Raw genomic sequence first — 25,104 nt, 5'->3', positions numbered from 1 at the left:
TTTTGCTGAAAGAATCGCGCTTCCATGACATTCGCCCGCACTACCGATCCCATCGTCGCCATAGCCACCGCCTCGGGGCGCGGGGCGGTGGGCATCGTGCGCGTTTCGGGCGCCCGGCTCGCGCCGCTGATCGAAGCGCTTTGCGGCCGGCCGCTCAAGCCACGCGAAGCCACCTACCTGCCCTTCCGCGATGCGGCCGGCGAGCCGGTCGACCATGGCCTGGCCATCCACTTTCCCTCGCCGCATTCGTTCACCGGCGAAGACGTGCTCGAACTGCAGGCGCACGGCGGAACGGTGGTGCTGCAACTGTTGCTGGCGCGCTGCCTCGAAGCCGCCGCCGAGCCCGACGCGGTTACTGGCCGGCCGCGGCTGCCCGGCCTGCGCGTGGCCGAGCCGGGCGAGTTCAGCCAGCGCGCCTTTCTCAACGGCAAGATCGACCTGGCCCAGGCCGAGGCCATTGCAGACCTGATCGACGCCAGCACCGAGGCGGCCGCGCGCAGCGCCGGCCGTTCGCTCTCGGGCGCCTTCTCGCGCGAGATCCATACGCTGCGCGATGCGTTGATCCACCTGCGCATGCTGGTCGAGGCGACGCTCGACTTTCCGGAAGAGGAAATCGACTTTCTTCAAAAGGCCGATGCGGCCGGGCAGCTGGTGAGATTGCAGGCGCAACTTGCGGCGGTGCAGCAGCGCGCGAAGCAAGGGGCGCTGCTGCGCGAAGGCATCAAGGTCGTGATTGCAGGCCAGCCCAATGCAGGCAAAAGTTCGCTGCTCAATGCACTCGCCGGTGCCGAACTGGCCATCGTGAGCGCGGTGGCAGGCACGACGCGCGACGTGGTCTCGCAAACGATCCAGATCCATGGGGTGCCGCTGCATGTGGCCGACACCGCGGGCCTGCGCGAGAGCAGCGACGAAGTCGAGCAGATCGGCGTTGCGCGCGCGTGGGGCCAGATCGAGAGCGCCGACGCCGTGCTCTTCCTGCACGACCTGACGCGCTCTAGCCACGCCGACTACGCCGCCGCCGACGCGGAGATCCTGCGCGGCCTGCGGCAGAAGCTGCCCGCGAGCGTGCCGGTGCTCGATGTGTGGAACAAGCAGGACGCCGCGCCCACAACCGCCATACCTGCGCCGGCCCAGGGCATTGCCCTTTCCGCCAAGACCGGCCTCGGCATCGAAGCGCTGCGCGAACAACTGCTTGCCATGGCGGGTTGGCAGTCGGTGCCCGAGGGCGTCTACCTCGCTCGCGCGCGCCATGTGCAGGCGCTGGGCCGCGTCCAAACCCACTTGGAGTTGGCTGCAAGCCACTTGGCTGCACAAGCCCAACTGCTCGATCTGCTGGCCGAAGAGTTGCGCCTCGCGCAGAACGCACTGAACGAAATCACCGGCGAATTCGGCGCGGACGACCTGCTGGGGGTCATCTTTTCGCGCTTCTGCATCGGCAAATAGCGACAGCCGCAACGAAAAACGTAAAGAGTTGTAGCCGAAACCCGCGGCCTTCGCGGATACTTCGGCACAGATGCGGGGGTTGAGAAAAGCATGTCCATCCAGAACCTGAGCCGCGCCATCGCGGACAACAACAGCAACGACGCCTTTGCGTTGACGCTCAACGTACAGCAGTGGGAAACGCTGGCGGGCTATCTGCAGCCCATCGATACCGGCGTTGGCGACGTTCTCATCGAACAAGGCACCCACGACCGCTCGGTGTATTTCCTCGAAGGCGGCGCCATCAGCGTGCATCGCGTCAGCAGCAAGGAACAGATGAAGCTGGCCGTGCTCATGCCGGGATCGGTGGTGGGCGAAGGCTCGTTCTTCTCGCGCGAGCCGCATTCGGCCAACGTGGTGGTGACCGGCGCCGGCCGCGTGTGGCGCCTCACGGCCATCCGCTTTGCGGAAATGTCCAACCGGCAACCCAACCTCGCCCTCGAAATTGCCATGGGGCTCGGCGCGGTGATCGCCAAGCGCATGGGGCATCGGTCCAAGCGCGTCGCGGTGACCTGAACCTCCATCGGGTCGGTTCCGCAATTCAGGCCCAGACGGCTCTTCAAGCCAGTTTTTGAAATCGTTTTCCTAGAAGTCAGTCGTCATGGCCTTGATCTGTCTGGTGTGCAGCGCGGAGAACCGCGAGGGCGCGAATTTCTGCAGGAGTTGCGGCGGAAAGCTGGCGCCTGCGGCACCGGCGCCGATGGCGCCGCCACCAGGCCCTGAAAGCCGGTCGGAGCGCGAATGGGCCGCCACGGCGCCCGCGCAGTTGCGCGCACCCACCATTCCCGGCGGGCTTTTCGACGGCAGCTTGCCGATCGCTTCTCAGGCGGCCTACGCGCATGCCGGATCGCTGGCCGATGAGAAGACCGTCATCGTCGGCGCGGGCCGCTCCAGGCGGCCGCCTTCGCCGCCGCGCGAGCCCCGGGCCAAGAAGGCTTCGAGGCCTCGGACGCCGCGCCCTGCCGGCGCGGAAGTGCGCAACAAGCCACCGCGCATGCGCGGCATCCTGCTTTGGCTGGTGCTGCTGGCCGTGGGGCTGCTCATGATCGTCGCCGGCTGGTACGGCTACGGAAAAGGCACGCCGGACGAACAGGCCGAAGCAGCGTCGCCCCCGGTGCCTGTTGCCGCGGCTGCCGTGGCGCCTGCTCCTGCATCGCCAGCTTCCGAGGCGGCACCGCTCGCCTTGCCGCCCACCGAGCCCCCGGCTGCGGCAGATGCGGCACTTGCCGCCGCAGCCCCGGCCACGCCGGCCATCGCAACCCCGAAGCCGCCATCCGCCGCGGCCAAGTCCCGCAAGCCCGCGCCAGCGGCACCGTCGCAGCCGGGCGCGCCCGAGCCCGCGCCGGCAGTGGCCGCCGCGCCCGCGCCGCAGCCCGCAGCGGCGGGACCGTCAGATCCGCAATCCATCTGCGGCGACCGCAATTTCATCGCGAAGGCGCAGTGCATGGCTGCGCAGTGCCTCAAGGCCGAATTCAAGCCGCACGCGCAATGCGAGGCGGTGCGCCGTCAGCAGCGGATCGAAGAAGAAAAGCGCAATCCCACGCTGGTGAACTGAGCGGGTTCCGAAGGCTGCGGCCGCCCCTGTCGGCGCGTTTCTCTCAGCCCTTTTGCAGCCGCTCGATGGCGACGGCCAATGCGGCGGGTTTGCCCGACAGCACCAGCGTGTCGCCGTCCGTCAGCACCGTGTCGTCGGTGGGCTCCTGCGGCTGGCCGTCATGTCGGCGCAGGCCGGCAACGCGTACACCCAGTGTTTCAAGCGCCATCCGCGCCAGCGTCTGGCCGACCGCGCGCGCACCGGGCGTGAGCGTGAAGGTGTTGAGCCGCTCATGGTCGAGTTCGTCGGCGTTGTCGTCGTCGGCCCCATGAAAGTAGCCGCGCAGCAGGTTGTAGCGCGCATCGCGCTGGTCCTGCACCACGCGGATCACGCGCCGCATCGGCACGCCGACCAGGGCCAGCGCGTGGCTCGCGAGCATCAGAGAACCCTCGATGGCTTCGGGCACCACCTCGGTGGCGCCGGCGGCCTGCAGCTTCTCCAGGTCGTGGTCGTCCTGGGTGCGCACGATCACCGGCACCTGCGGTGCGTGGGCGCGGGTATTGGCGAGCACCTTCATGGCGCCGGGCACGTCGAGGTAGGTGACGACCACGGCGCTGGCGCGGGCCAGGCCGGCCGCCATCAGCGCCTGCAGCCGCGCCGCGTCGCCGAACACCACCGAATCGCCGGCTGCAGCGGCCTGCCGCACGCGGTCGGGGTCCAGGTCCAGCGCCATGTAGGGAATGCCTTCGCGCTCCAGGATGCGTGCCAGGTTCTGGCCGCAGCGCCCGTAGCCGCAGATGATCACGTGCTTCGCGGTGTTGATGGTCTTGCGCGCGATGGACGTCATCTGCAGCGATTGCTGGAGCCAGTCGCTCGCCACCAGCTTGCGCACGATGGCGTTGGTGTACATCACGATGAACGGCGTGGCCAGCATCGACAGCACCATCGAGGCCAGCACCGGGTGGGCGAGCCACGGCGGCAGCAGGCTGCGCTCCTGCGCAAGCGTCAGCAGCACGAAGCCGAATTCGCCCGCCTGCGCCAGGTAGAGGCCGGTGCGCAGCGACACGCCCGAAGTTGCCCCCAGCACCCGCGCCAGCACCGTCACCAGAACCAGCTTGAACGCCAGCGGTATCAGCAGCAGCACACCCACCAGCGCCCAGCGGTCCACCACGATGTGCCAGTCGAGCGACATGCCCACCGTGATGAAGAAGAGCCCCAGCAGCACGTCGTGGAACGGGCGGATGTCGGTTTCGACCTGGTGCTTGTATTCGGTCTCCGAAACCAGCATGCCGGCGATGAAGGCGCCCAGCGCCAGGCTCAGGCCGGCCAGTTCCGTCAGCCAGGCCAGCCCGAGCGTGATCAACAGCACGTTCAGGATGAACAGCTCCTCGCTGCGCCGCCGCGCCACCAGCGTGAGCCACCAGCGCATGATGCGCGGCCCGCCATAGAGCAGCACACCGATCAGCAGGATGGCCTTCACCGTCGCGAAGCCGATCGCCTTGGCCAGCGCTTCGGGCGGCGCGCCCAGCGCGGGAATGAGCACCAGCAGCGGCACCACGGCCAAGTCCTGGAACAGCAGCACGCCCATCACCCGCTTGCCGTGCTCGCTTTCGAGCTCGAGCCGCTCGGCCATCAGCTTGACCACGATGGCGGTGCTGCTCATGGTGAGCGCGCCCGAGAGGGCCAGCGCCGTCTGCCAGCCGAGCCGCCAGGCCGGTGGCAGCTGCGAGGCGATCAAGAGCGCGCCGGCCGTGGCGAGGGTCATCGTCAGCAACACCTGCAGCAAGCCGAGGCCGAACACATGCTTGCGCATGGCGCGCAGCTTGGGCAGGCTGAACTCCAGCCCGATGACGAACATCAGGAACACCACGCCGAATTCGCCCAGGTGGCGGATGGCCTCGGAGTTCTGCGCCAATGCCAACGCATGAGGGCCGATCAGCACGCCGGCCGACAGATAACCGAGCATCGGCGGCAGCTTCAGCGAGCGGCAGACCACCACGCCGATGACCGCGGCAAGCAAATACAACAGCGTGAGATCGAACGAAGACATGGCTGGATGCTAGAGCAATGTCCATGCCCCGCGCGCACCGCTTTCACCCGATGACGGCGGATGCCGGCCGCCCCGTAAAATCCGGCGATGAGTTCAGCTCCCCTGCCCCCCGTGGTCGACGCCGACGCGATACTCGCGCGAGCCCGCGCCACCTTCGACATCGAGTCCGATGCCGTACTCGGTCTCAAGTCGCGCGTGGGCCCGAGCTTCGTCGAAGCCGTGCGCAAGGTCCTCGAGGTGCGCGGCCGCGTGGTCGTGATGGGCATGGGCAAGAGCGGCCACGTCGGCCGCAAGATCGCCGCCACCCTGGCCTCCACCGGCACGCCGGCCATGTTCGTCCACCCGGCCGAGGCCAGCCACGGCGATCTCGGCATGATCAAGTCGGTCGACCTGGTGCTGGCCATCTCCAATAGCGGGGAGGTCGACGAGCTCACCGTGATCCTGCCGGTGGTCAAGCGCCAGGGCGTGCCCCTCATCGCGATGACCGGCCGCCTCGATTCCACCCTGGCGCGCCATGCCGACATCGTGATCGATGCGGGCGTTGCCAAGGAGGCCTGCCCGCTCAACCTCGCTCCCACCGCAAGCACCACCGCCCAGATGGCGATGGGCGACGCGCTGGCGGTCGCGCTGCTCGACGCGCGCGGCTTCGGCTCTGAAGACTTCGCGCGCTCGCACCCCGGCGGCGCGTTGGGCCGCAAGCTGCTCACCCATGTGAGCGACGTGATGCGCTCGGGCGACGACGTGCCGCGCGTGGCACCCACCGCAACGCTCAGCGAACTGATGCGCGAGATGAGCTCCAAGGGCCTGGGCGCCACGGCGGTGGTCGACGCCGACGGCCGGGCCATCGGCATCTTCACCGACGGCGACTTGCGCCGGCAGGTGGAGACCGGCGGCGACCTGCGCGGCCTGACCGCCGCCGACGTGATGCACCCCGGCCCGCGCACGCTGCGCGCCGATGCGCTGGCGGTCGAGGCGGCCGAGCTGATGGAAGAACACCGCATCACCAGCGTGCTCATCGTCGACCCCGCGGGGCTTTTGATCGGCGCGCTCAGCATCAACGACCTGATGCGCGCGAAGGTCATCTGATGCCGCTCGACTTCCAGGCCGAAACCTTGCTGGCCGCGCAGGATGTGCGGGTGGCCTTCTTCGACATCGACGGTGTGCTGACCGACGGCGGCGTGTACTTCACCGAGCACGGCGAAACCCTTAAGCGCTTCAGCATTCTCGACGGCTACGGGCTCAAGCTGCTTCGCCTGGCGGGCATCACGCCGGCGGTGATTACCGGGCGCGACTCCAAGCCGCTGCGCGTGCGGCTCGAGGCACTCGGCATCCAGCACGTGCGCTACGGCACCGAAGACAAGCTGCCTGCGGCCGAGGCCATGCTCGAACAGTTGGGCTTCGGCTGGCACCAGGCCGCCGCCATCGGCGACGACTGGCCCGACCTGCCGGTACTGGCGCGCGTCGGATTCGCGGCGGCGCCCGCCAACGCGCATGTGGAAGTGCGCGATGCCGTCAACTACGTTACCCGGGCGCGCGGCGGCGAAGGCGCGGCGCGCGAGTTCTGCGATGTGCTGCTGACGGCCTGCGGCCAGTACAGGCGCCTGCTCGACGCGGCACGGGGTCCCACGCAATGAGCCGCGCCTGGAACCTGCTGCGCAACGCGGTCGACCGCGCCACCATCTACCTGCCCATCATCCTGACGGCGGCCGTGGCGCTCGGCACCTACTGGCTGGTGCGCAACGCGCCCAAGCTGCTCGAGCCCACCGTCAAGGCCGCGCCCACGCACGAGCCCGACTATTTCATGCGCGGCTTCGTCATAAAGAACTACCTGCCCAACGGCGACTTGCGCAGCGAACTGCACGGCAAGGAAGGCCGGCACTACCCCGACACCGACACCACCGAGGTTGACGACGTGCGCGTGCGCTCCGTCTCGCCGCAGGGCTACACGACCCATGCCACGGCCAACCGCGGCCTTTCGAATTCCGACGGCAGCGAGATCCAGCTCTTCGGCAATGCCATCGTGATTCGCGATCCGGTCGTCGGCCCCAACGGCAAGGCCACGCCGCGGCTCGAGTTCCGCGGCGACTTCCTGCACGCGTTTCTCGACACCGAGCGCGTGACCTCGAACAAGCCCGTCACGCTCATTCGCGGCACTGACCAGTTCACCGCCGACAACCTCGACTACGACAACCTGAGCGGGGTCGCCAACCTGACCGGGCGGGTGCGCGGCGTCCTGATTCCATCGGCGGCCAGCCCAGGCGGCAAGCCGCGCTGAAGAAGAAATTCACCGGAAGCCGCCCGCACCCATGACTACGTCCCCGTTGGTCTTCATCACCGGTGCATCGAGCGGCATCGGCCAGGCCCTGGCCGCCAGCTTTCACCACGCCGGCTACCGGTTGGCGCTGGTGGCGCGGCGCACCGCGGAAATCGAAACCTGGGCGAACGCCCGCAATCTCGACCCGGCCAGCTACCGGATCTATAGCGCGGACGTGGCGCAGACCGACAGCATCCTGGCAGCCGGCGCCGCATGCATCAAGCGCCAGGGCCTGCCCGACGTGGTCATTGCCAACGCCGGCATCAGCGTGGGCATCGACACCACGGAGCGGGAAGACATCGACGTGATGGCGCGAACCTTTGCCACCAACAACGTCGGCCTGATGGCCACCTTCCATCCTTTTGTGGCGGCGATGAGGCAGCGCGGCAGCGGCCGGCTGGTCGGCATCGCGAGCGTCGCGGCCATACGCGGCCTGCCGGGACATGGCGCCTATTGCGCCAGCAAGGCGGGCGTGGTCGCGTACTGCGAGAGCTTGCGCGGCGAGCTGCACAACAGCGGCGTCAAGGTCGTCACCCTCTGCCCCGGCTACATCGACACGCCGCTGACACAGGGCAACCGATACGGCATGCCCTTTCTCATGAAGGCGGAAGATTTTGCAGACCAGGCGCTGCGCGCCATCGAGGCCGGCACCAGCTACCGCGTGATTCCCTGGCAGATGGGTGTTGTCGCCAAGCTCATGCGCATGCTGCCGAACGCCGTGCTCGACCGCGCCGTGCAGGGCCGGGCGCGCAAGAAGCGCAGCGGCGAAAGCTGAACCGCCGGGGCTCTCGGCAAGGCTGCGTGAGCGGATTCTTCGCGAGCACCAAAGAAAAAGGCTCCCTCGGGAGCCTTTTGCCTGTGTGCCTGGAATGCAGGGCTCAGTAGCCGCTGTTGCCGCCGCCGTAGCCGCCGCCACCGCCGGAGCGGCCACCGCCGCCGCCACGGGGACCGGCGCCGTAGGGGCTGCGGAAACCGCCATCGCCACCACCACCGCCGCCGCCACTACGGCCACCACCACCGCCGTAGCCGCCGCCACCACCGGAACGGCCGCCACCGCCGCTGCGATCGCCGCCGCCACCACCGTAGCCGCCACCACCACCGCCGCCGTAGCCACCGCCACCACCGCCGCCATAACCACCACCGCCGCCGCCGTAGCCGCCACCACCGCTGCGCGGGGGACGTGCTTCCATCGGACGTGCTTCATTGACGACGACGCTGCGGCCGCCCAGGGGCTGGCCGTTCATGCCGTTGATTGCTGCTTGCGCTTCCGCGTCGCTGCCCATCTCGACGAAGCCGAAGCCCTTCGAGCGGCCCGTGTCGCGTTCCATCATGACCTTGGCGCTGGTCACCGAGCCGAATTGTCCGAAAGCCTGTTCGAGATCACCGTCGCGCACCGAGTAAGGCAGGTTGCCGACATACAGTTTGTTGCCCATCAAGGGACTCCTATAAACACATAGCAAGAAAAGCGATGGAGTCCCGAAAGCATCACTCAACCAAGAGCTGTCGAGTCGCGCGAAACTGACCGATCACCGAACTGCCGCCCCGGCAAAATGAAGAGGGAGGCTCGTGCATTATGGGTGAAATACACGAAATGCAAGCAGGAATTTGCTGCTTCCTGTAGGGCCTCCGAAAATTAAAAGAAGCTAGCGCCCGCTTACAAGAACGGCGCCGAAGGGGCCGCAAAGCCGCAGGTAGAATCCGCTCCGTCATTGGGGAGTAGCCGCCTTCCACTGCGAGAAGGGCCCGCGTCAACAGACTTGTCCTGCCCCACACGGGACATGGCGCGTGCAGTGATTCACCTGGCGAGACCTTTGACCGTGCAACTTCGGGAATATGGCCGAAGGTGTTGCACGGTCAATTGCGTCCTTCGGCCCAAGGAACCCCTGCTCTCATGGAAGCTTTTCTCGTTGCAACCGGCGTGGTCGCGCTCGCCGAAATGGGCGACAAGACCCAGTTGCTGGCCCTGCTGCTGGCCGCCCGCTTCAGAAAACCCTGGCCGATCGTGCTCGGGATCTTCGTTGCCACCATCGTCAACCATGCCCTGGCCGGCGCCGTCGGCAACTGGATCACACACTGGCTCGGCCCCGACGTGCTGCGCTGGATCCTGGGGGGCTCGTTCATCGCCATGGCTGCCTGGATGCTGATTCCGGACAAGCTCGACGAAGACGACGCGCCCGCGGCGTCGCACTACGGGGTATTCGGCACCACGCTCATCGCGTTCTTCCTGGCTGAAATGGGCGACAAGACCCAGATCGCCACCGTCATGCTCGCCGCCCGGTTCACCGACGCCTACATCTGGGTGGTCACGGGCACCACGCTCGGCATGATGCTGGCCAATGCGCCCGTGGTCTGGCTGGGCGACAAGCTGGTGAAGCGCGTGCCGATCACGCTCGTGCACGGCATCTCGGCAGCGATCTTCCTGGTGCTCGGCATCGTGATGATCATCGGCTGGTAATGCGGCAGAGCGATATACTGCCGGCTGCGCCGATTTGCTTCAGCTTGCGGGCGCTTTATAAATTCAGCTAAAGACAGTCAGTTGGCGAACAACCCGGCTCGTTTTTGGCGAGGCCGGGTTTTTTCATTGATGTCGTCAACTTCTTTGGTCGTCTCTGCGCAGTCGATGCAGTTCGCGGGCCCGCTGGCCCTGCGCAGCGGCGCGTCGCTCGGCAGCTACACGCTCGCCTACGAAACCTACGGCACCCTGAACGCCGACCGCAGCAACGCGGTGCTGGTGTGCCATGCGCTCAATGCCTCGCACCACGTCGCCGGCGTCTATGAAGGCCAGGCCAAGTCCGAAGGCTGGTGGGACAACATGGTGGGCCCTGGCAAGCCGGTCGACACCAACCGCTTCTTCGTGATCGGCGTGAACAACCTCGGCTCCTGCTTCGGCTCGACCGGTCCGATGCACACCAACCCCGCCACGGGGCGCATCTACGGCGCCGACTTTCCGGTGGTCACGGTCGAGGACTGGGTCGATGCCCAGGCCGTGCTGCTCGATGCGCTCGGCATTCGCACGCTTGCGGCCGTCATGGGCGGCAGCCTGGGCGGCATGCAGGCGCTGTCGTGGACGCTGCAGTACCCGGACCGCGTGCGCCACGCCGTGGTGGTGGCCAGCGCGCCCAATCTCACGGCCGAGAACATTGCGTTCAACGAAGTGGCCCGCCGCGCCATCGTCACCGACCCCGACTTTCATGGCGGCCACTTCTACGAGCACGGCGTCGTTCCCAAGCGCGGCCTGCGCATTGCGCGGATGATCGGCCACATCACCTACCTGAGCGACGACGTCATGAACGAGAAGTTCGGACGCATCCTGCGCAGCGCGGTGGAAGGCGAGGCGGCCACGCTGGACTACCGCTATTCCACCCAGGAAATCGAGTTCCAGATCGAAAGCTACCTGCGCTACCAGGGCGACAAATTCAGCGAGTACTTCGACGCCAACACCTACCTCCTGATCACGCGCGCGCTCGACTACTTCGACCCGGCACGCGCGCACGGCGGCAACCTCAGCGCTGCGCTTGCGAAGGCCACCGCCAAGTTTTTGCTCGTGAGCTTCAAGACCGACTGGCGCTTTTCGCCGGCGCGCAGCCGCGAACTGGTGAAGGCGCTGCTCGACAACCGCCGCAACGTGAGCTACGCCGAGATCGATGCGCCGCACGGGCACGACGCGTTCCTGCTCGACGACGTGCGCTACATGGGCGTGGTGCGGTCCTATTTCGAGCGCGTGGCCCTCGAAACCGAGGCTGAAGGGAGTACCGCCCAATGAGCGATATCGAAACCCAAAGCCTCATCGCCAATCTTGTGCCCGAGGGCGCGCGCGTACTCGACCTCGGCTGCGGCGACGGTGCCCTGCTCGACCTGCTGCAGCGCGAGCGCGGCTGCACAGGCTACGGCGTGGAAATTGCCGATGGCAACGTGCTGCAGTGCATTCGCCGCGGCGTCGACGTGATCCAGCTGAACCTCGACGAGGGCTTGGCGGTGTTCGACGACGCCACCTTCGACGTGGTGCTGCAGATCGACACGCTGCAGCACCTGCGCAATGCCGAGGTCATGCTGCGCGAAACCGCGCGCGTGGGCCGCATCGGCATCGTGGCCTTCCCCAACTTTGCGCATTGGCCCAACCGCATCAGCATTGCGCGCGGCCGCATGCCGGTGACACGCCGCCTGCCCTACCAGTGGTACGACACGCCCAACATCCGCGTCGGCACGTTCAAGGACTTTGAAGTGCTGGCGCAAAAGAACAGCCTGCGCGTGCTCGACGCGTTCGGCGTGCAGGAAGGCCGCAGCGTGCGCTGGCTGCCCAATGCGCGCGCGAGCACGGCGGTGTTCAAGTTCGAGCGGGAGCGCTGAGCGCTTTCGCGCCTCGACAAGAACGAACACGGCGGCCCCATGAGCTTCACGCTCTCGCAACCGGCGCACAGCGACCTGCTGGTCAAGAAGAGCCGCTTCATCGGTTGCGTGCAGCCCGTGGCCGACCGCGCCGCTGCGCTCGCCGTGGTGGCGGCGCTGCGCAACGAACACCCTGCCGCGGCGCATGTCTGCTGGGCGTTGATGGCAGGCGGCCAATCGGCGGCCAACGACGACGGCGAGCCGGGCGGCACGGCCGGACGCCCGATGCTCGAGGTGCTGCGGCACCAGCAGCTTGAAGGCGTGCTCGCTACCGTGGTGCGCTATTTCGGCGGCATCAAGCTGGGCGCGGGCGGGCTCGTGCGGGCCTACACCGATGCGGTTGCGCAGGCTTGTGTCGGCGCAACGCTGGTCCCGCTGGTGCGCCAGCGGCTGCTGCAATGCACCGTGCCCTATGCGCTCGAAGGGCTCGTGCGGCGCGAGATTGCAGCTGTGAGCGGCGCCTCCATTACAGACGTGCGGCACGGCGACGCAGTGGAATTCGCATTCACGCTGCCCGAGCCTGACGCCAACGCCTTCATCGCCCGCCTCGACGATGCTGCGCAAGGGCGCGCCGTCTGGCCGCAGGCGTAAGCCGCCGCGCGGGCACCGCCGGAGGCGCTGCCATCCCCAGCACGCCGCGCGGCGCGAGCGCCACGGGCGCCTCATCGTCGCCCGGACCGCGGCGCGCCATCTCGGCGGTGACGATGCCGGTCGGCACCGCCAGCACGCCCCAGCCCACCAGCATCATCACCGAAGCAATGGCGCGGCCGAGATCGGTCTTGGGCACCAGGTCGCCGAAGCCCACGGTAGCCATGGTCGAGATGGCCCAGTAGATCGCTACCGGAATGCTGGTGAAGCCGTGCACCGGGCCTTCCACCACGTACATCAGCGTGCCCATCACCAGCACCACCAGCATCACAAAGCCGACGAACACCGTGATCTTCCGGCGGCTGGCGGCCACGGCGGAGACCAGCGCGCGGTATTCCACCGAGTAGCGCGACAGCTTGAAGATGCGGAACACGCGCAAAAGCCGCAGCACGCGCACATCGATGAGGTAGGCGAGCTCGGGCGCAAACGCCACCAGGTACGTTGGCAGCAGCGCGAGCAGGTCGATCACTCCATAGAAGCTCAGCGCATAGCGCATCGGCTTGTTCACGCAGGCGAGCCGCGCGATGTATTCGAGCGTGAAGAGAATGGTGAAGCCCCATTCGAACGCATTGAACAGAGGCCGCCACTGGTCGCGGATCGACTGCACGCTGTCCAGAATGACCACCAGCACGCTGGTCACGATGACGGCGATCAGCGCCAGGTCGAAGAGCAGACCGGCGCGCGTGTCGGCCTCGAAGATCACGGTGAATAAGCGGCGCCGCCAGCCGCTTGCCGGCTTGTCGAAGCGCGCGTCGATGGTCGAGGAGATAGCCAGGGTCCGGGCAGCGGGAGCGGTGTTCGATCGGGTCATCTTGCGAGCCAGGAGGTCACGGAAGGGGGCATTGTCCAATGCGGCGGGGATTTATTCAGTTACGTTTCTTGCGCAATGAAGTGCCGCAGGCCGTGGAGTGGTTCTTACGATAGCCCCTTTGTTGAGGAGCTCCCCTTTGGCTACACAGTCCCCATTTTTCGGCAAGCGTGATCGTGACACCGACTCGTTGACCTCCCGCCCCGCGCCGCTGGTGGGCTCGGGTACCAATCTCTCGGGTTCGCCCGTCAACCCTTCTTCCCTCACCGCACAGCAAGGCGGCCTGGCTCCGGCGGCCGCTCCCGCCGCCAAGGAAGGCGGCAGCAAGCTCACCGTCGGCCCCAACATCAAGCTCAAGGGCGTCGAGATCACCGATTGCGACACGCTCGTGGTCGAAGGCCTTGTCGAGGCCACCATGGACTCGCGCCTGATGCAGATCGCCGAGCAGGGCGAATTCAAGGGCTCGGCCGAAATCGACATTGCCGAAATCCGCGGCATTTTCGACGGCAGCCTCACGGTGCGCGAAAAGCTCGTGATCCATTCGACCGGCAAGGTCACCGGCAAGATCCGCTACGGCAAGATCGTGATCGAAGAAGGCGGCCAGCTCTCGGGCGAAATCAGCTTCGGCGCCAAGCAGTCGCTGCAATCGGCCACCTGATCCACTCCTAGGCCGCCTCTTCGGGCGGCTTCCAACCCAGGCGCTCCAGCAAGGCACCGGCCGCGGCCGGTGCTTTTTCTTTGGCGCCGTTGATGAAGTAGACGAACACGTCGCGCTTCTTGGGCGTTTCGGCCCATTGCTGCGCGCGCTCGGCCCAGCTGTCGAGCGCCTTCGGCGCATAGCCGGTCTTGAGCTTGGCGTCGGCCATCATGAGCCGCGCATAGGCGAAGTCGCCCTCGGGCTCCTCGAACGACGGAAACTTGTCGGCGTCTGTGAACACGGTCGACACCTTGTGCTTCTTCGCGAGCGCCCGATAGGTGGGCGTGATGAAGCTCTCATGCCGCACGTCCATCACGTGGCGCAGCACGCGGCTGCCCTCCTTCTTCGGCAGCAGCTCCAGAAAGGCCTCGAAGTCTTCGGCATCGAACTGCTTGGTGGGCATGAACTGCCAGACGATCGGCCCGAGCTTGTCGCCCAGCTCGCTCACGCCGCTGTCGATGAAGCGCTTGATCGAGTCTTCCGCGGTGGCCAGCACCTTGCGGTTGGTCGAAAAGCGCGAGGCTTTCATCGAGAACATGAAGTCGTCGGGCACCTCGTCGTGCCACTTGCGGAAAGTCTCTGGCTTGAAGGTGCTGTAGTAGGTGCCGTTGATCTCGATGGCGCTGACCTTGCGGCTCGCATAGCGCAGCTCCTTTGCGTGCGCGAGCCCCTTGGGATAGAAGTTGTCGCGCCAGGGCTCGTAGGTCCAGCCGCCGATGCCCACCTTGATATTCGCCTGCGTCCGAGTCGATGTTGCCTTGCTCACATTGCGCTCCGGGTTGAGAACGCCGCACTCTACGCGGGGTCGCGGCGAGGCGCAAAATGCGATTTTTCGTCACCTCCGCGGAGAACCCACCGATGAACGCCCCCCTGCACCGCGAAATGCCCGCCGGAACGCTCGACGCCGAGCGCGCCCTCTCCGATGTCACCGCCCAATGGGACGGCGACATCGTCAGGCAGCTCACCGACTACATCGCCATTCCCGCCAAGTCGCCGGGCTTCGACAAGGACTGGTCGGCCAACGGCTACCTGGAAACGGTGCTGCGCAATGCGGCCGCCTGGGTCGAGGCGCAGAAGGTCGAAGGCCTGAAGCTGGAAATCGTGCGGCTCGAAGGCCGCACGCCGGTGCTGTTCTTCGAAGTGCCGGCCACCGGTACCGACATGAGCGAAACCGTGCTGATGTACGGCCACCTCGACAAGCAGCCCGAATTCACCGGCTGGCGCAACGACCTCGGGCCCTGGACGCCCAAGTACGAGAACGGCCTGCTCTACGGCCGCGGCGGCGCCGACGACGGCTATGCGGTCTACGCCAGCGTCGCCGCGCTGCAGGCATTGAAGAATCAGGGCGCGGCCCATCCGCGCATCGTGGGCATCATCGAGACCTGCGAGGAAAGCGGCTCCTACGACCTGCTGCCGTACGTCGATGCGCTGCGCCCGCGCCTGGGCAATGTGGAACTGGTGATCTGCCTCGATTCCGGCGCCGGCAACTACGACCAGCTGTGGCTCACTACGTCGCTGCGCGGCATGGCCAGCGGCACGCTCAAGGTCGAGGTGCTGACCGAGGGCATTCACTCCGGCGATGCGTCGGGCCTGGTGCCTTCGAGCTTTCGCATCATGCGGCAGGTGCTCGACCGGCTCGAAGACAGCGCCACCGGCCGCCTGCTGCCCGCGAGCTTTCATTGCGAAGTGCCGGCCGATCGCCTGGCGCAGGCCAAGGCCACCGCCGCCATCCTTGGCGAAGAGGTCTACAAGCGCTTTCCTTGGGCGCACTACGACTGCGGCGGCTCGACCATGTTCGCGCTGCCGACCACCACCGACCCGGTCGAGGCGCTGCTCAACCGCACCTGGAAGCCCACGCTGTCGGTCACCGGCGCCGAAGGCTTTCCGGCGCTGAAGGATGCGGGCAACGTGCTGCGCCCCTACACCGCGTTCAAGCTCTCGCTGCGCCTGCCGCCGCTGGTCGACGCGGCCGAGGCGGTGCAGAAGCTGAAAGTGCTGCTCGAGGACAACGCGCCCTACCAGGCGCGTGTCACCTTCGAAAGCGGCGGCGGCGCCACCGGCTGGAACGCGCCGACGATCACGCCGTGGTTCGAAGACGCGCTCAACAAGGCCTCGCTGGCGCATTTCGGCGCGTCGTGCGGCTACATCGGCCAGGGCGGCACCATTCCGCTGATGAACATGCTGAGCGCCGGCTTTCCCAGGGCGCAGATGATGGTCTGCGGTGTGCTCGGTCCGAAGAGCAACGCGCACGGGCCCAACGAGTTCCTTCATGTGCCCTATGCCAAGAAGCTGACGGCCGCCGTGGCCGAGGTGATCGCGGCCTTGCCGACTGCGCACCGCACCGCCGCCGCGGAGCCGGCCGCCGCTTGACCGGACCTGCGCCGCAGCGCGTTTCACTGTCCACGCCCGACGGCGAAACGCTGGCGCTGCGCCGCCTTCCTGCAGCCGGCGCGCCGCGTGCGGTGGTGGTCCTGGTGCACGGGCTCGGCGAGCATGCGGGACGCTATACGCAGCTTGCCGCGCGCCTGCGTGAATGGAATTTCGCGGTGTGGGCATACGACCACCACGGCCACGGCAAATCGTCGGGCGCACGCGGAGGTTTGCCGGGCGAGCTGCGGTTGGTCGAAGATCTTGCACTGGTCATTGACGATGCTCGCCGCGAGAACGCTGGCCTACCGCTGGTGCTGCTGGGCCACAGCCTGGGCGGGCTGGTTGCGGCCAGCCTGGTGTCGCGCGGCGTGCGACCGGTCGATGGGCTGGTGCTGTCGTCCCCGGGGCTCGATCCCGGCCTGAATGCTTTCCAGAAGGCGCTGCTCGCAGTGTTGCCGCGCATTGCGCCGAACCTGCGTGTCGGCAACGGGCTCGACGACAACTTTCTTTCGCACGACCCGGCCGTCGTGCGGGCCTACCGCGCTGATCCGCTCACGCACGACCGCATCGGCAGCCGGCTGGCGCGTTTTCTCGCGCACGAAGGGGCGGCCATCCAGCAGGCCGCGCCGCATTGGCCCGTGCCCACGCTGTTGATGTATGCGGGCGACGATCATCTCGTGAGGCCGGCCGCCAGCCGTGCCTTTGCCGCGGCGGCCGCGCCCGGTGGCATGGTCGAGGCGCATTGCTTCGAGGCCCTGTACCACGAGATATTCAACGAGTTGGATGCCGGGCCCGTGTTCGCCGCGCTGCAGCGGTGGCTCGATACGCGCTTTCCGCCCAACTGAGCGGTGTTCAGGCGTTTGCGGCCGCCTCGCGCCGGCGAGACTTTGCGAGCCACAGCAGCCCCGCGCCCGTGAGCACCACCGGCACCAGCGAACCGTAGTTCAACAGTTGCCAGCCCTGCGTCGTGACCAGCACGCCCGAGGCGAACGAGGTCAGTGCCACCGTCGCGAACACGCAGAAGTTGAGCGCGCCCTGCGCCCGGTCTCGTTCTTCCGCGGTGTAGGCCGTGAGCGAAAGGGTCGTGCTGCCGGTGAACAGGAAGTTCCAGCCCACGCCCAGCAGGCACAGCGCCACCAGAAAATGCTGAAGCTCCACACCCGAGAGCGCGACGGCAATGCAGCCGAAGTTGAGCGCAACTCCCACGCCCATCACCGGCAGCGCACCGAAGCGGCGGATCAGGTGGCCGGTGAAGAAGCCGGGCGCGAACATGCCGATCACGTGCCATTCGAGCACCAGCGCGGCATCGGAGAAAGGCAGGCTGCAGATCTGCATCGCAATGGGTGTGGCCGCCATCAGCAGGTTCATCACGCCAAAGCCCAATGCACCCGCCGCGGCTGATACGACGAACACCGGCTGGCGGATGAGCTGCGACAACGTCCTTCCACCCATCGCCTGCTGGCGCGTGAGCGGAGGCGGAAATTCAATGAAGCGCATGACCGCCATGGACAGCAACGCCACCGCCGCCAGCGCAATGTAGGCACCCGCGAACGGCACTGCGAACATTTCGCGCGTGGCCGTGGCGAGGTTGGGCCCCGCCACGGCGCCGATCAGTCCGCCGGCCATCACCAGCGACACGGCCTTCTCGCGCCACGCCGGTGCCGCGAGTTCGGCGGCTGCAAAGCGGTAGAGTCCGGCGTTGGCGTTGTAGTAGCCGGCCACCACCGTGGCAAAGCACAGCAGCCAGAAGTTCTTCGAAACCACCGCGAACGCGCACAGCAGGGCCGACCCGAGCCCGACGGCCAGGCCGATCTGGAACGACCCGCGCCGGCCGAAGCGTTGCTGCGTGCGTGCCACCAGCCCGGTGGTCAGCGCACCACCCACCACGTAGCCCATGATCGGCAGCGTGGCCATCCAGCCGCGCGGCGCAATGCTCAGGCCCACCAAGCCGTTGATGGCAATGAACGTGACGTTGTTGGTCAGGAACAAGCCCTGGCAGATGGCAAGCAGCCAGAGGTTGCGGTTCATCGGAAGAAGGTGGAAGCAGGTTGCGGCATGAAGGCTTGAGGTTCTACGTGATTCGCCGCGGATGCGCCAGTCGAAATGCGGCAGCCAAAAAAAGCGCCCTCGTGGGCGCCGGAACTTCTATGAGCAAATTGGCTTACAGCTGCTTGTTCTGCAGCAGGCTGCTTAGCGAACCCAGGAGATCGTTCGGCGTGTCCAGGCCTTGCTCCGGCACCTTGCCTTGCGGCGTGAGCTGGTCGATGAGGGTGGGCAACATGGCAGCCAGCATGGGCAGCAGCGTTTGCGCATTGATGCCGAGCTTGGAAGCGATGCTGGCGATGGTGTCGCTGCCCAACGCGTCTTGCAGCTGCCCGCCGGAAACCGGCTGGTTTTCTCCCTTGCCGATCCACGAGCCGATGACGTCGCCCATGCCGGCCTGCTCGAATTTCGAGACCAGCCCTCCCAGGCCACCCTGGCCGCCATTGTTGGCGAGCAGGCCGCCCAGCGCGCCGGCCAGGCCGCCGAGATCTCCCAAGCCGCCGATGCCGCCGCCTTGCGGCTGCTGCTGTTGGGCAGCGCCTCCCAGCACTTGGCCGAGTACCGAATCGAGCATTCCCATGACGTTTCCTTGGTGTGTGACAGAACTGCCGGCATTGTCGCCAGCGCGATGAGCTGCGCGTGAAAGGGGTTGCCCACTTTCGAGCGCGCAGTGTGACAAATTACTTGGTGCGCGCCGCGCGCTTCGGCAGCAATGCGGGGCTGACCCCCTGCACGCCGACCAGGCCGAGCACAGTCACGAGCGAATTCTGCGCGCCTTTCCATGCGTCTGTCACGTCGATCGATTCGCTCAAGGCATGAAAGCCGGTGGACTTGCCGCCGCCGCCGATGATGATGGCCGGAATGCCATACGACATCGGCACGTTGGCATCGGTGCTGCCGCCGCGCAGCAGCGTCTTGTGGCCGAAGGCGGTATTCGAGCGGATGGCCGCCTCCACGATCACCGAGTCGGACGGCGTGCGGCCGCCGGGACGGTCGCCGATCAGCTTGTTGCTGGCGCTCAGCGTGGACACGTTCCAGCGCTTGTTTTCCTCGGCCACGGCCTCGTCGATGGCCGCAAGAATCTTCTTCTCGGTTTCGAGCAGCGACGCCATGTCGTCCGAGCGAATGTCGATTGCCATGCGAGCGTCGGGCGCAATGGTGTTCACCGACGTGCCGCCGCCCACGGTGCCGACCGTGAAGGTGGTCTTCGGAAAGCTGGGCGTACGCACCTCCGCGATCTTTGCGATGGCGCGGCCCATGCCGTGGATGGCGCTGGGCACCTGACCGAAGGCGGCAAAGCTGTGGCCGCCCGGTCCCTTGAACGTGACTTCATAGCGGTGGCTCGCGGTGCCGAGAATCAGCACGTTGCCGTCGGGCGAAGGCTCGAGCCCCACCATGCCGTCGATGTCCAGGTTGTCGCGGAAGATGGCCTTCATGCCGTGCAGGTTGCCGAGTTCTTCCTCGCCGACATTGGCGACGAACAGGAGGTCGCCGACCGTCTGCACCTTGTTGTCGTTGAGCACCTTGAGCCACGACAGCAGCACCGACAGGCCGCGCGTGTCGTCCGCGATGCCGGGCGCATGCAGCTTGCCGTCGCGCTCCTTCACTTTGACATCGGTGCCGGCGGGAAACACGGTGTCGAGATGGGCCGAGACCAGCAGCTTGGGGCCGTTGCCGGTGCCCTTGCGCAGGCCGATCACGTTGCCTTCGGCATCGATCTTCGCGTCGGTGAGGCCAAGAGCCTTCATGCGCGCGAGAAAAGCTTCAGCGCGCTTCTGTTCCTTGAACGGAGGCGCCTCGATCTCGGTCAGCATCTTCAGGTCTTCGATCGAGCGGTCGTGGTCTGCCTTGACTGCGTCGAGCAGTTTCTGGATCGAAGGTGCCGCCGTCAGCTGGGTAAAGACCTTGTCCACCTCGGGAGCGACTTGCGCGGGCGTGGGCGCCACGGCGGTGTTCTGAGCCTGCGCATCCTGGGTGGCGAAGAGCATGGCCAGCACAAGGGGAGCGAGGGGCGCAAATCGGAGCGCGCGTGGCGAGCGAAGCATGACGTGAAGATCCTTCTCTGGTTGTGATGAATGGGTGAAGCAAGCATTGTTCCGCAACTTGCAACCCCGCGGGCCGGCCTAGTTTCCGGCTAGCGACACGAGCGCGGCGAGTGCGGCGGTTTCGGCGCGCAGCACGCGGGGTCCGAGCGTGACCGGCGCAAAGCCGCACGCGAGTGCTTCTTGCTCTTCGGCGGCGCTCAGGCCGCCTTCGGGACCGCTCAGCACCAGCACGCTTCGATCGGCCGGAGCCGACTCAATGGCGTCGGCCAGGCGGCGCGTGCCTTCGGCAAGGCTCAGGATGAGGCGCAGCGCCTCTTTGCCTGCCGCTGCGTCGATCCACGCCGAGGAGCTCGAGAAAGACCGCACTGGATGAATCACCGGCACGCGGTTGCGGCCGCACTGCTCGCACGCCGCAATGGCAATCGCTTCCCAATGCGCCCTCTTCTTCTCGGCACGCTCGCCCGAAAGGCGCAGCACGCCGTGGGCGGTCGCCAGGGGCTGGATGCTGGCCACGCCCAGTTCGGTGGCCTTTTCGACCAGCCAGTCCATGCGTTCGTTGGCCGGCATGCCGACCGCGAGATGCACCGCGCGCGCAGCTTCGCGCTCCGCCGGCGTGTGGACGCCGACCGTGACGGAAACGTCGCTGCGCCCCATGCGCTCGACCGTGGCCGCGTATTCGCCGCCGGAACCGTTGAACAGCGTGAGTTCATCGCCGGGTTGCATCCGCAGCACCTGCACGTGGCGCGCGGCGCCGGGCGGCAGCGCTAGGGTGACGCCGGCGGCCAGCGGCACCGGGCAGTGAAAACGGGGCATCTAGACCCTGCCGTAGGCAAAGCCGGTGATGGCCGAGCTGCCTTCGATTTCGTCGATCACGCGCAGCAGCGGGGTCAGCTCCATGTAGCGGCTGGCCGTGGAGCGGATGTAGGCGATGAAGCGCGGCGTGTCGGCCAGGTAGCGCGGCTTGCCGTCCCGCAGCGTCAGGCGGGCAAAGATGCCGGCCACCTTGAGATGGCGCTGCAGCCCCATCCATTCGACCGAGCGATAGAAGGCGCCGAAATCCGCATCGACCGGCAGCTTGGCCCTGCGGGCGGCCTCCCAGTAGCGGATGGTGATGTCGAGCACGAATTCTTCATCCCAGCTCAGGAAGGCGTCGCGCATCAGGCTGGCGATGTCGTAGGTGATGGGGCCGTAGACCGCATCTTGGAAGTCGAGCACGCCGAGGTCTGCATCATTGCGGACCATCAGATTGCGCGGCATGAAGTCGCGGTGCACATAAACGCTTGGCGAGGCCAGGTTGCTCTCGACGATGAGCTTGAAGCTGCGATCGAGCCGCTCCTTGAGTTGGCCCTCGACGGCAATGCCGCGATGGCGGCCGATGTACCACTCGGGAAAAAGCGCCAGTTCCCGCTCGAGCAACGCCCTGTCGTACGGCGGCAGCACGCCCGGCCTGGACGCCAGTTGCCAGCGGATCAGCGCGTCGATCGCCTGGTCGTAGAGCGGCCGACTCGCATCGGGCTTGGCCGGGTCGATCACGTCGAGCATGGTCTGGTGGCCGAGATCGTCGAGCAATAGAAAACCGTTCGGCCGGTCCCATTCGAGCATCCGCGGCGCCGTGACGCCGGCTTCGGCCATCAGGCGGGCGACCTGCACGAACGGCTCGCTGTTCTCCTTGTCGGGCGGCGCATCCATCACGATGCGGGTGCCGGCGGCCTCCGCGGCGTCGACGCGGAAGTAGCGCCGAAAGCTCGCATCGGCCGAAGCGAGGCGAACGGTGCCGGGCAGCAGGCGGTGCGCGGCGGCAATGCCGGCCAGCCAGCCTTCGAACACCGCGGCGCGCTGCGGATCGGCCCAGAGAATGGGGTTGGCAGGGGGTGCGGGCTCGGTGGCCGGGGACGGGGGTGCTGTCATGGATAATCGATTCTACAAATCCGCCTGGCGCGGCAACTCCTGCGGTCCTCCCTGGTCGAACAGAGTTGCCGCCGGCCCCTGCAACCTGCCGGCCTGCCGCGCCGTCCTCCCGACGATCTCTTCGTTCCTGACCGATGCCTACGATCCAAAGCTCCCACGTTTGGCACCTTGTGCACTCGCAGCCCTCCTTGGGGAGACTGCGGTCCTTCTCCGGAACGATGCGGCGGGAGGCTTGATGAGCCGACGTGCTGCTGCCTTGCGGCGTTCCGGCCCGCCGCTGCCGTTGGCGTTGCTGTCGCTGGCGCTGCTGCACGCGCACGGCGCCTCCGCGCAGCCGGCGGGCGGCCTCGACGGCCCGCTGGTGCTCAAGCGCACGCCGCAACTGACTGAAACACTGCCCCCCGCGGAGCGCAGCCAGCTGCCGAGCCTGATCACCGGGGATCGCCTGTCGGGCCGCCAGGACCTCGAAACCGTGGTCGAGGGCAACGCCACCTTGCGGCGCGGCGAAGTCGCCATCACCGCCGACCGGCTCGAGTACTACCAGCCCGACGACCGCGCCAAGGCGCGCGGCAACGTGCGGGTGAACCAGGCCGGCAACGTGTACGAAGGCCCCGAGCTCGAACTCAAGCTCGAGACCTTCGAGGGCTTCTTCAACAACGTGCGCTACAGCTTTCTTGCCACCGGCGGGCACGGCGAGGCGCAGCGCATCGATTTCGTCGACAGCAGCGTGTCAGTGGCCCGCAGCGCCACCTACACCACCTGCCGCCGTGAAGACTACCCGGGCTGGATGCCCGCCTGGCTGCTGACCGCGGCCACGATGACCACCGACACCGAGGAAAACATCGGCGTGGCCACCGATGCGCGGCTGAGCTTCATGGGCATCAGCACGCCGCCGCTCCCGAGCGTGAGCTTTCCGCTGTCGAGCGAGCGCAAGAGCGGCCTCTTGCCGCCCACGGTCGGCATCGACAACACCAACGGCATCGAGATTTCGCAGCCGTACTACTGGAACATCGCACCCAACCGGGATGCCACCTTCACGCCCACGCTGATGAGCAAGCGCGGGCTCAATCTGGGTTCGGAATTCCGCTACCTCGAGAAGGAATACAACGGCACCATCCGCCTCGACTTCATGGGCAGCGACCGCCTGGTGGGCCAGCGCTACAACGAGCTGCGCGCCAGCCAGCTCCAGCAGCTGGCCAACGGAGAAATCCAGGCCAAGGACCTGACCTCAGCGCCCAACAGCAGCAAGCGCTGGGGTATCTGGGGCACCCATCGCCAGGAGTTCAACGCCAAGGCGCTGGGCCTGGATTCGCTGTCGGCCAACATCAACATCAACCGGGTCAGCGACGACGACTACTGGCGCGACTTCACGCGCACGCCCACGCTGGCGCAGCGCCAGCTGCCGAACGAAGCGTCGCTCAACTGGGCCAAGGACGACTGGAGCGGCATTCTGCGCACCACGCGCTACCAGACGCTGCAATACAACCTCTCGCCGATCGTGCCGTCCTACGACCGGATGCCGCAGATCACCGCGAACTACGCCAAGTACGACTGGCACGGCTTCGATGTGGGGCTGAACCTCGACTACACGCGCTTCCGGGTCAACAGCATCCTGAGCGGCCAGCCCGGCTTCGACGTCAACCAGCAGTCGCAGCCCGATGGGGACCGCGCCTTCGCGCAGGCAACCATCAGCCGTCCGTTCATCACGCCGAGTTCCTTTGTCATTCCGAAGCTGCAACTGCACGCGACGTCGTACAACTACTACCTGCCGCAGGCGGACATTCCGAAGCTCACGGTCAACGGAATCACGTACGTCAACGGTGTGCCCTACAACCCGAGTTCGCTGTATTTCCTCCCGACGTCGAGCAGCCGGACGGTACCGACCTTCAGCCTCGACAGCGGCCTGATCTTCGAGCGCGACGCCAACTACTTCGGCCGTGCCTTCCGTCAGACGCTGGAACCGCGTGCGTACTACGTCTATACGCCGTACCGCAACCAGAGCATGCTGCCGAACTACGATTCGGCGGCCAACGATTTCAGCTTTGCAACCATCTATACCGAGAATGCGTTCTCGGGCAACGACCGCATCTCCGACACCAACACGCTCACGCTCGGCGTGACGTCCCGCCTGATCGACCCCGCCACCGGCGTCGAGGCGGCGCGCTTCGGCATTGCGCAGCGGCTGCGCTTCAGCGACCAGAAGGTCACGCTGCCGGGCGGCGTGCCGGTCACCGACCGCGCGAGCGACCTGCTGGTGGGCGCGCAGATCAACTGGACGCCCAAGTGGAGCCTGGACACCGTCGTGCAGTACAACCCCGACACGCAAAGGTCCACGCGCTCGGCCATCAGCGCGCGCTACAACCCCGAGCCGTATCACAACCTCAGCGCCGCATTCCGCTACCAGGCGCCCAGTACCCCGACCGCCACCGACGGCAACAAGTCGATCGACGTGGGCTGGCAATGGCCGCTCAACGACCTGTGGGGCGACAAGGGCAAGGACCTCGGTCCGGGCAAGGGCCAGGGTGGCGGCCGCTGGTATGCGGTTGGCCGGCTCAACTACAGCCTGCAGGACAAGAAACTCACGGACGGCGTGCTCGGTTTCGAGTACGACGGCTGCTGCTGGATCGGCCGCGTGGTGCTGCAGCGCGTGACCACCGGGCAGGTGACGGCCAACACCCGCATCATGTTCCAGCTCGAATTCGTCGGATTTTCCAGCATCGGATCGAGTCCCATGCAGGCCCTGCGGCAAAACATCCAGCGCTACCAGCCCCTTCGCGAGCCCACCGAGGCGCCGAGCCGCTTCACCAATTACGACTGAGACG

The 25,104-nt window shown here is 66.7% G+C and carries 24 protein-coding genes and 1 riboswitch; of the genes, 15 read left to right on the top strand and 9 right to left on the bottom strand.

Going from position 1 to position 25,104, the window contains the following annotated elements; translation table 11 throughout:
• Window positions 1–24: 24 nt before the first annotated feature.
• The 3 genes from mnmE to M0765_RS08570 all read left to right on the top strand — a co-directional run bounded on the left by mnmE (window position 25) and on the right by M0765_RS08570 (window position 3,034).
• Window positions 25–1,443, top strand: coding sequence for a tRNA uridine-5-carboxymethylaminomethyl(34) synthesis GTPase MnmE (gene mnmE, locus M0765_RS08580; RefSeq protein WP_258503118.1), 1,419 nt, complete (start codon window positions 25–27; stop codon window positions 1,441–1,443).
• A 90-nt stretch (window positions 1,444–1,533) separates the two neighbouring features.
• Window positions 1,534–1,995, top strand: coding sequence for a Crp/Fnr family transcriptional regulator (locus M0765_RS08575; protein WP_126749319.1), 462 nt, complete (start codon window positions 1,534–1,536; stop codon window positions 1,993–1,995).
• An 85-nt stretch (window positions 1,996–2,080) separates the two neighbouring features.
• The gene (locus tag M0765_RS08570) at window positions 2,081–3,034 is read left to right on the top strand and encodes a hypothetical protein (protein ID WP_258503115.1); all 954 of its coding nucleotides are present in this window, start codon (window positions 2,081–2,083) and stop codon (window positions 3,032–3,034) included.
• A 43-nt stretch (window positions 3,035–3,077) separates the two neighbouring features.
• Here M0765_RS08570 and M0765_RS08565 read toward each other — a convergent pair whose 3' ends face one another.
• Entirely contained in the window at window positions 3,078–5,063 is a 1,986-nt protein-coding gene (locus M0765_RS08565; RefSeq protein WP_258503114.1) for a monovalent cation:proton antiporter family protein, read from the bottom strand.
• Between the two features lie 87 nt (window positions 5,064–5,150).
• Between M0765_RS08565 and M0765_RS08560 the strand changes: the two genes are divergently transcribed.
• From M0765_RS08560 to M0765_RS08545, 4 genes are read left to right on the top strand one after another with little or no spacing between them, the layout of a single operon-like run.
• A complete protein-coding gene (locus M0765_RS08560; RefSeq protein WP_258503113.1) occupies window positions 5,151–6,149 on the top strand; it encodes a KpsF/GutQ family sugar-phosphate isomerase in 999 nt (332 codons plus the stop codon).
• A complete protein-coding gene (locus M0765_RS08555) occupies window positions 6,149–6,697 on the top strand; it encodes a KdsC family phosphatase (RefSeq protein WP_126749315.1) in 549 nt (182 codons plus the stop codon). Before M0765_RS08560 ends, M0765_RS08555 begins: the two co-directional genes overlap by 1 nt.
• On the top strand, window positions 6,694–7,338 hold the full coding sequence (gene lptC / locus M0765_RS08550; protein ID WP_258503111.1) for an LPS export ABC transporter periplasmic protein LptC: 645 nt from the start codon (window positions 6,694–6,696) through the stop codon (window positions 7,336–7,338). Before M0765_RS08555 ends, lptC begins: the two co-directional genes overlap by 4 nt.
• A gap of 31 nt (window positions 7,339–7,369) precedes the next feature.
• Window positions 7,370–8,152, top strand: a complete 783-nt coding sequence (locus tag M0765_RS08545; protein ID WP_258503110.1) for an SDR family oxidoreductase — start codon at window positions 7,370–7,372, stop codon at window positions 8,150–8,152.
• A 103-nt stretch (window positions 8,153–8,255) separates the two neighbouring features.
• Here the strand turns inward: M0765_RS08545 and M0765_RS08540 are convergent, their stop codons facing one another.
• A complete protein-coding gene (locus tag M0765_RS08540; protein ID WP_258503109.1) occupies window positions 8,256–8,810 on the bottom strand; it encodes an RNA recognition motif domain-containing protein in 555 nt (184 codons plus the stop codon).
• A gap of 265 nt (window positions 8,811–9,075) precedes the next feature.
• Window positions 9,076–9,259: riboswitch (yybP-ykoY riboswitch) on the top strand.
• 9 nt (window positions 9,260–9,268) lie between these two features.
• On the opposite strand from M0765_RS08540, the gene M0765_RS08535 reads away from it, so the two are divergent.
• The 4 genes from M0765_RS08535 (at window position 9,269) to M0765_RS08520 (ending at window position 12,354) form a co-directional block, all read left to right on the top strand.
• Window positions 9,269–9,832 carry a TMEM165/GDT1 family protein gene (locus M0765_RS08535; protein ID WP_258503108.1) on the top strand — a complete coding sequence of 188 codons (564 nt, stop codon included), beginning with the start codon at window positions 9,269–9,271 and terminating at the stop codon, window positions 9,830–9,832.
• Between the two features lie 129 nt (window positions 9,833–9,961).
• On the top strand, window positions 9,962–11,140 hold the full coding sequence (gene metX, locus M0765_RS08530; protein ID WP_258503107.1) for a homoserine O-succinyltransferase MetX: 1,179 nt from the start codon (window positions 9,962–9,964) through the stop codon (window positions 11,138–11,140).
• Window positions 11,137–11,724 carry a methionine biosynthesis protein MetW gene (gene metW / locus M0765_RS08525; protein ID WP_258503106.1) on the top strand — a complete coding sequence of 196 codons (588 nt, stop codon included), beginning with the start codon at window positions 11,137–11,139 and terminating at the stop codon, window positions 11,722–11,724. Before metX ends, metW begins: the two co-directional genes overlap by 4 nt.
• Window positions 11,725–11,763: 39 nt before the next feature.
• A complete protein-coding gene (locus M0765_RS08520; RefSeq protein ID WP_258503105.1) occupies window positions 11,764–12,354 on the top strand; it encodes an IMPACT family protein in 591 nt (196 codons plus the stop codon).
• On the opposite strand, the gene M0765_RS08515 is transcribed toward M0765_RS08520, so the two are convergent.
• Window positions 12,299–13,222, bottom strand: coding sequence for an ion transporter (locus M0765_RS08515; RefSeq protein WP_258503104.1), 924 nt, complete (start codon window positions 13,220–13,222; stop codon window positions 12,299–12,301). The two genes, M0765_RS08520 and M0765_RS08515, sit on opposite strands and share 56 nt — an antisense overlap.
• A 136-nt stretch (window positions 13,223–13,358) precedes the next feature.
• On the opposite strand from M0765_RS08515, the gene M0765_RS08510 reads away from it, so the two are divergent.
• Entirely contained in the window at window positions 13,359–13,877 is a 519-nt protein-coding gene (locus M0765_RS08510; RefSeq protein ID WP_258503102.1) for a bactofilin family protein, read from the top strand.
• Between the two features lie 7 nt (window positions 13,878–13,884).
• Here the strand turns inward: M0765_RS08510 and M0765_RS08505 are convergent, their stop codons facing one another.
• Window positions 13,885–14,682 (bottom strand): DUF72 domain-containing protein, encoded by a 798-nt coding sequence (locus M0765_RS08505; RefSeq protein ID WP_258503101.1) that lies wholly within the window; start codon window positions 14,680–14,682, stop codon window positions 13,885–13,887.
• A 92-nt stretch (window positions 14,683–14,774) separates the two neighbouring features.
• On the opposite strand from M0765_RS08505, the gene M0765_RS08500 reads away from it, so the two are divergent.
• Together M0765_RS08500 and M0765_RS08495 are read left to right on the top strand one after the other, a co-directional pair.
• Window positions 14,775–16,286, top strand: a complete 1,512-nt coding sequence (locus M0765_RS08500) for a M20 family metallopeptidase (protein ID WP_258503100.1) — start codon at window positions 14,775–14,777, stop codon at window positions 16,284–16,286.
• The gene (locus tag M0765_RS08495) at window positions 16,283–17,131 is read left to right on the top strand and encodes an alpha/beta hydrolase (protein WP_258503099.1); all 849 of its coding nucleotides are present in this window, start codon (window positions 16,283–16,285) and stop codon (window positions 17,129–17,131) included. The genes M0765_RS08500 and M0765_RS08495 overlap by 4 nt, the downstream gene beginning before the upstream one ends.
• A 7-nt stretch (window positions 17,132–17,138) precedes the next feature.
• Here the strand turns inward: M0765_RS08495 and M0765_RS08490 are convergent, their stop codons facing one another.
• From M0765_RS08490 to M0765_RS08470, 5 genes are all read right to left on the bottom strand, one after another.
• The gene (locus M0765_RS08490) at window positions 17,139–18,314 is read right to left on the bottom strand and encodes an MFS transporter (RefSeq protein WP_258503098.1); all 1,176 of its coding nucleotides are present in this window, start codon (window positions 18,312–18,314) and stop codon (window positions 17,139–17,141) included.
• A gap of 133 nt (window positions 18,315–18,447) precedes the next feature.
• The gene (locus M0765_RS08485) at window positions 18,448–18,909 is read right to left on the bottom strand and encodes a YidB family protein (RefSeq protein WP_258503097.1); all 462 of its coding nucleotides are present in this window, start codon (window positions 18,907–18,909) and stop codon (window positions 18,448–18,450) included.
• A gap of 100 nt (window positions 18,910–19,009) precedes the next feature.
• Window positions 19,010–20,374, bottom strand: a complete 1,365-nt coding sequence (locus M0765_RS08480) for a M20/M25/M40 family metallo-hydrolase (protein ID WP_258503096.1) — start codon at window positions 20,372–20,374, stop codon at window positions 19,010–19,012.
• 78 nt (window positions 20,375–20,452) lie between these two features.
• The gene (locus M0765_RS08475; protein WP_258503094.1) at window positions 20,453–21,187 is read right to left on the bottom strand and encodes a 16S rRNA (uracil(1498)-N(3))-methyltransferase; all 735 of its coding nucleotides are present in this window, start codon (window positions 21,185–21,187) and stop codon (window positions 20,453–20,455) included.
• The gene (locus M0765_RS08470; RefSeq protein WP_258503092.1) at window positions 21,188–22,282 is read right to left on the bottom strand and encodes an aminoglycoside phosphotransferase family protein; all 1,095 of its coding nucleotides are present in this window, start codon (window positions 22,280–22,282) and stop codon (window positions 21,188–21,190) included.
• Between the two features lie 235 nt (window positions 22,283–22,517).
• Here M0765_RS08470 and M0765_RS08465 point away from each other — a divergent pair, with 235 nt between their 5' ends.
• The gene (locus tag M0765_RS08465; protein ID WP_258503091.1) at window positions 22,518–25,100 is read left to right on the top strand and encodes an LPS-assembly protein LptD; all 2,583 of its coding nucleotides are present in this window, start codon (window positions 22,518–22,520) and stop codon (window positions 25,098–25,100) included.
• Window positions 25,101–25,104: the final 4 nt, after the last annotated feature.

The organism is Variovorax sp. S12S4, from assembly GCF_023195515.1.
In the GTDB taxonomy this organism is placed as follows: domain Bacteria; phylum Pseudomonadota; class Gammaproteobacteria; order Burkholderiales; family Burkholderiaceae_C; genus Variovorax.
This window is presented reverse-complemented; position numbering and strand designations above follow the sequence as displayed.